Below are 3,934 nucleotides of genomic sequence, written 5' to 3'. Positions count from 1 at the left end.
GTTGTGCGGATCTCATTTTCATCTGTACAAACGCGGCTGTCACATTTTTGCAGTTTTCATGGGCTTGTGCTTGCTTGCAGGCGGCGGCGTCCCACCTATAGGCGGTGCTCGCGGGTGGGCAAGGGGTTAGAAGAAAGCGTTGAATGTTAGCGCGACCGATTGAATCGACCAACGCCGAGACGGAGTTGGCTCCCCCGGCGGACGTCCGGATGCGTGGCGATGCTTTCGACCGCGCCCAGCGTCATTCGCGCCGCGTGCGCGTTCTCAAGTTTGCCGTGCCGCTGGCCGCGGTTCTGATCGCTGTCGCCTTCCCGGTCTATTCCTATCTGGCCGCGCCGGTCTCCGTCGCGGTCCAGGCGGAAGGCACCGCTTTTTCCAACGGCAAGCTGGTGATGGCCAATCCCAAGCTCAACGGTTTCACGAAGCAGAAGCAGCCCTATTCGATGACGGCACTGCGCGCCATCCAGGACGTCAGCACGCAAGGCATCATCGAACTGGAAGGCATCGACGCCAAGATCCCGGTCGGACCTGACAATATCGCGGCGATCAAGGCCTCGCACGGCACCTACGATCGCAACGGCAATACGATGAACCTGACCAGCGACGTTGACATCACCACAACTGACGGCATGCAGGCCAAGTTCAAATCGGTCTTCCTCGACATGGGCAAAGGCACTATGAAGACGGGAGATCCCGTCGATGTCAGCCGTGAGGGGTCACGGATCACGGCGGATTCGATGTCGGTCCAGGACAATGGCAAGGTTCTGGTTTTCGAGAACAAAGTGCGCGTCAACATCGATTCCGCCGCCTTGAAGACGGCAGAGGGAAACAGCGGAGAAATCAATGCGGCTCAGTAGTTCGACGCGGCTCGCGGCTGCAACTTCGGCGTTGCTGCTGCTCGGGCTGGTGCCGTCATTGGCGCAGTCCACCAGCCAATCAGGTCTGAAACTGTCCGGCGACAAGCCGATCCAGATCGAAAGCGACAAGCTGGAAGTCCGCCAAGCAGAAAATGTCGCCATCTTCACGGGCAATGTCAGCGTCGTCCAGGGGCCGACGCTGATGAAGGCCGGCAAGATGACGGTGTACTACGTCAAGGACCCCAATGCCGCGGCCAAGGGCACGGAAGCCGCGGGCGCGGCGATGACCGGCTCGGCCAACATCGACCACCTGGAGATCTCCGACAAGGTTTACATCAAGTCGGACGCGCAGATCGCCACCGGTGACCAGGGCAGCTTCGACATGAAGAGCCAGGTTCTGGTGCTTTCGGGCAAAAAGGTCGTCCTGTCGCAAAACGACAATGTGCTGGTCGGCTGCAAGCTCGTCGTGCAGATGAAAACCGGCCTGGCCCAGGTTGATCCATGCGCTGGGCAACGTGTCCAGATGTCGATCACACCGCCGCCGAAATCGGGAGCGGCGAACCCCTGATGGCCAGCCTGTCGTCGCTGACGGCGCGTCTTCCGGGGCGGGCCGCCGGCAAGCTTTCGGCACCGGCCACGGTGACCGTCGATACGGGAAAGTTCAAGGGGACCCTGATCGCAAAGGGTCTGACCAAGAGCTACAAGGGCCGCAAGGTCGTCAGCGGCGTCACCATCGGTGTGCGCGCGGGCGAGGCGGTTGGACTGCTCGGCCCCAACGGCGCCGGCAAGACGACCTGCTTCTACATGGTCACCGGCCTGGTGCCGGTGGACGAGGGCACGATCGAGATCGACGGCTTCGACGTCACCTCGATGCCGATGTATCGTCGTGCGCGCCTCGGCATCGGCTATCTGCCGCAGGAGGCATCGATCTTTCGCGGCCTGAGTGTCGAGCAGAACATCCGCGCCGTGCTCGAAGTGGTCGAAAAAAGCCGCAAGGAGCGCGAACGCAATCTCGACGAACTGCTCGAGGAATTCCACATCAGCCATCTGCGCAAGGCGCCATCCATGTCGCTTTCCGGCGGCGAGCGGCGGCGCCTGGAAATCGCGCGTGCGCTGGCAACGCGGCCGGCCTACATGCTGCTCGACGAGCCTTTTGCCGGCATCGATCCGATCGCCGTCGCCGATATCCAGCAACTGGTGCGTCACCTGACGGCGCGCGGCATCGGCGTCCTCATCACCGATCACAATGTGCGCGAAACGCTCGGCCTGATCGACCGCGCCTACATCATCCACGCCGGTCAGGTGCTGACCCATGGCCGGGCCGACGAAGTCGTGGCAAACCCGGATGTCCGCCGGCTCTATCTCGGCGAGGGCTTTACGCTCTGAGCGTGAAATTTGTTTCCTGACACGATTTTTGGTGCCTTCACCGCGCTATTTCTCCGATTTTGCCGCCAGATAACGCTCCGGTAAGTGAGTTTTGCTAGCTATTGCCTTGACAAGCAAAAGCTGGGCCAGTTTCTATGGCCCGCTGCAAAAATTCCTGTCCGGAAGCCCGGATGCGTAGACGAGGCGTTTGAAACCAGACAATGGCGTTGGCGGCGAAACTACAGCTACGACAATCACAGTCGCTGGTGATGACGCCGCAGCTGATGCAGTCGATTCGGCTGCTGCAATTTACCCATACCGAGCTTGAGCATTTCATCGATGACGAAATCGAGCGCAATCCGCTGCTGGAGCGTGCGGAGCCGCAGGACGATGCCGCCAGCGACCAGTCGCAAAAAATCGAGGCGGAACCACAAGCCGCCGCCGACGACGGCGACTGGTTCGAAAACGAGACGCAGTGGAGCGCCGAGGCGATCTCCGACAAGCTCGACACGTCGCTGGAAAACCTGTTTCCCGACGATCCGGGGACGAGCGAGCGGCTCGGTCCCGACCTGACGGCGCAATGGAAATCAGCTTCCGGCAATGGTGCGAGTTCCTCATCCGAGGGCATTGATGCCGGCGACATGGCGGCCGCGGCGATCACGCTGCGCGATCATGTCGGCGAACAGGTGGCGCTCGCCTTCGCCGATCCGGCGGCACGGCTGATCGCCGCCGACCTGGCCGACGGCCTCGACGAGACCGGCTATCTGCGCGGCGACCTGGCCGAGATCGCCGCCCGCCTCGGCACGGACGCCGCGGCGGTGAGAAAGGTGCTGGCGGTGTGCCAGACTTTCGAGCCGGCCGGCCTGTTTGCCCGCGACCTTGCCGAATGCCTGTCGCTGCAGCTTGCCGTGCGGGACCGGCTCGATCCGGCGATGAAGGCGCTGGTCGCCAATCTCGAACTGCTGGCACGGCGTGATTTCCATGCGCTGAAGCGGATCTGCGGCGTCGACGAGGAGGATCTGCTCGACATGCTGGCCGAGATCCGTGCGCTCGATCCCCGACCGGGCATGGCGTTCTCGGGCGGCGCTAGTGACGCCATCGTCGCCGATGTCGAGGTGYGTGCCGCCAATGACGGCAGCTGGACGGTCGAGCTCAATGCCGAAACGCTGCCGCGCGTGCTGGTCGACCATATCTATTTCGCCCAGGTTTCGCCGCAGGCGAAGAACCAGGCTGAAAAGGACTTCCTCGCCGAATGCCTGCAAAACGCCAACTGGCTGACGCGCAGCCTCGACCAGCGGGCAAAGACCATCCTCAAGGTCGCCTCAGAGATCGTTCGCCAGCAGGATGCCTTCCTCGTCCATGGCGTGCGCCAGCTGAAGCCACTCAACCTGCGCACGGTGGCCGATGCCATCGGCATGCACGAATCGACGGTTAGCCGGGTCACCGCGAACAAATACATGCTGACGCCGCGCGGCGTGTTCGAGCTGCGGTACTTCTTCACCGCTTCGATCGCTGCGTCGGGTGGCGGCGATGCGCATTCCTCGGAATCGGTGCGTGACCGCATCAAGCAGCTGATCGATGAGGAAAAACCCGTCGACGTGCTTTCCGACGATGCGATCGTCGACATGTTGCGCGAGAGTGGCGTCGATATCGCCAGGCGCACGGTCGCCAAGTACCGGGAAGGCATGAATATTCCCTCCTCGGTGCAGCGC

Annotated in this window: 4 protein-coding genes; all 4 read left to right on the top strand. The window is 62.3% G+C overall.

Annotation, left to right across the window (positions count from 1 at the left end):
• Nucleotides 1-143: 143 nt before the first annotated feature.
• Nucleotides 144-857, top strand: coding sequence for an LPS export ABC transporter periplasmic protein LptC (gene lptC / locus ACXJ7R_RS26860; RefSeq protein ID WP_457154470.1), 714 nt, complete (start codon nt 144-146; stop codon nt 855-857).
• On the top strand, nt 844-1,425 hold the full coding sequence (locus ACXJ7R_RS26855; protein WP_095084711.1) for an LptA/OstA family protein: 582 nt from the start codon (nt 844-846) through the stop codon (nt 1,423-1,425). The genes lptC and ACXJ7R_RS26855 overlap by 14 nt, the downstream gene beginning before the upstream one ends.
• The gene (gene lptB / locus ACXJ7R_RS26850) at nt 1,425-2,243 is read left to right on the top strand and encodes an LPS export ABC transporter ATP-binding protein (RefSeq protein ID WP_095084710.1); all 819 of its coding nucleotides are present in this window, start codon (nt 1,425-1,427) and stop codon (nt 2,241-2,243) included. Before ACXJ7R_RS26855 ends, lptB begins: the two co-directional genes overlap by 1 nt.
• Before the next feature lie 200 nt (nt 2,244-2,443).
• The coding region (rpoN, locus tag ACXJ7R_RS26845; RefSeq protein ID WP_457154469.1) for an RNA polymerase factor sigma-54 at nt 2,444-3,934 on the top strand (1,491 nt) is incomplete at its 3' end.

The sequence above is a fragment of the Mesorhizobium sp. P5_C1 genome, from assembly GCF_054049815.1.
Note: the sequence above shows the minus strand (reverse complement) of the source record. Positions and strands in the feature narration are given on the sequence as shown.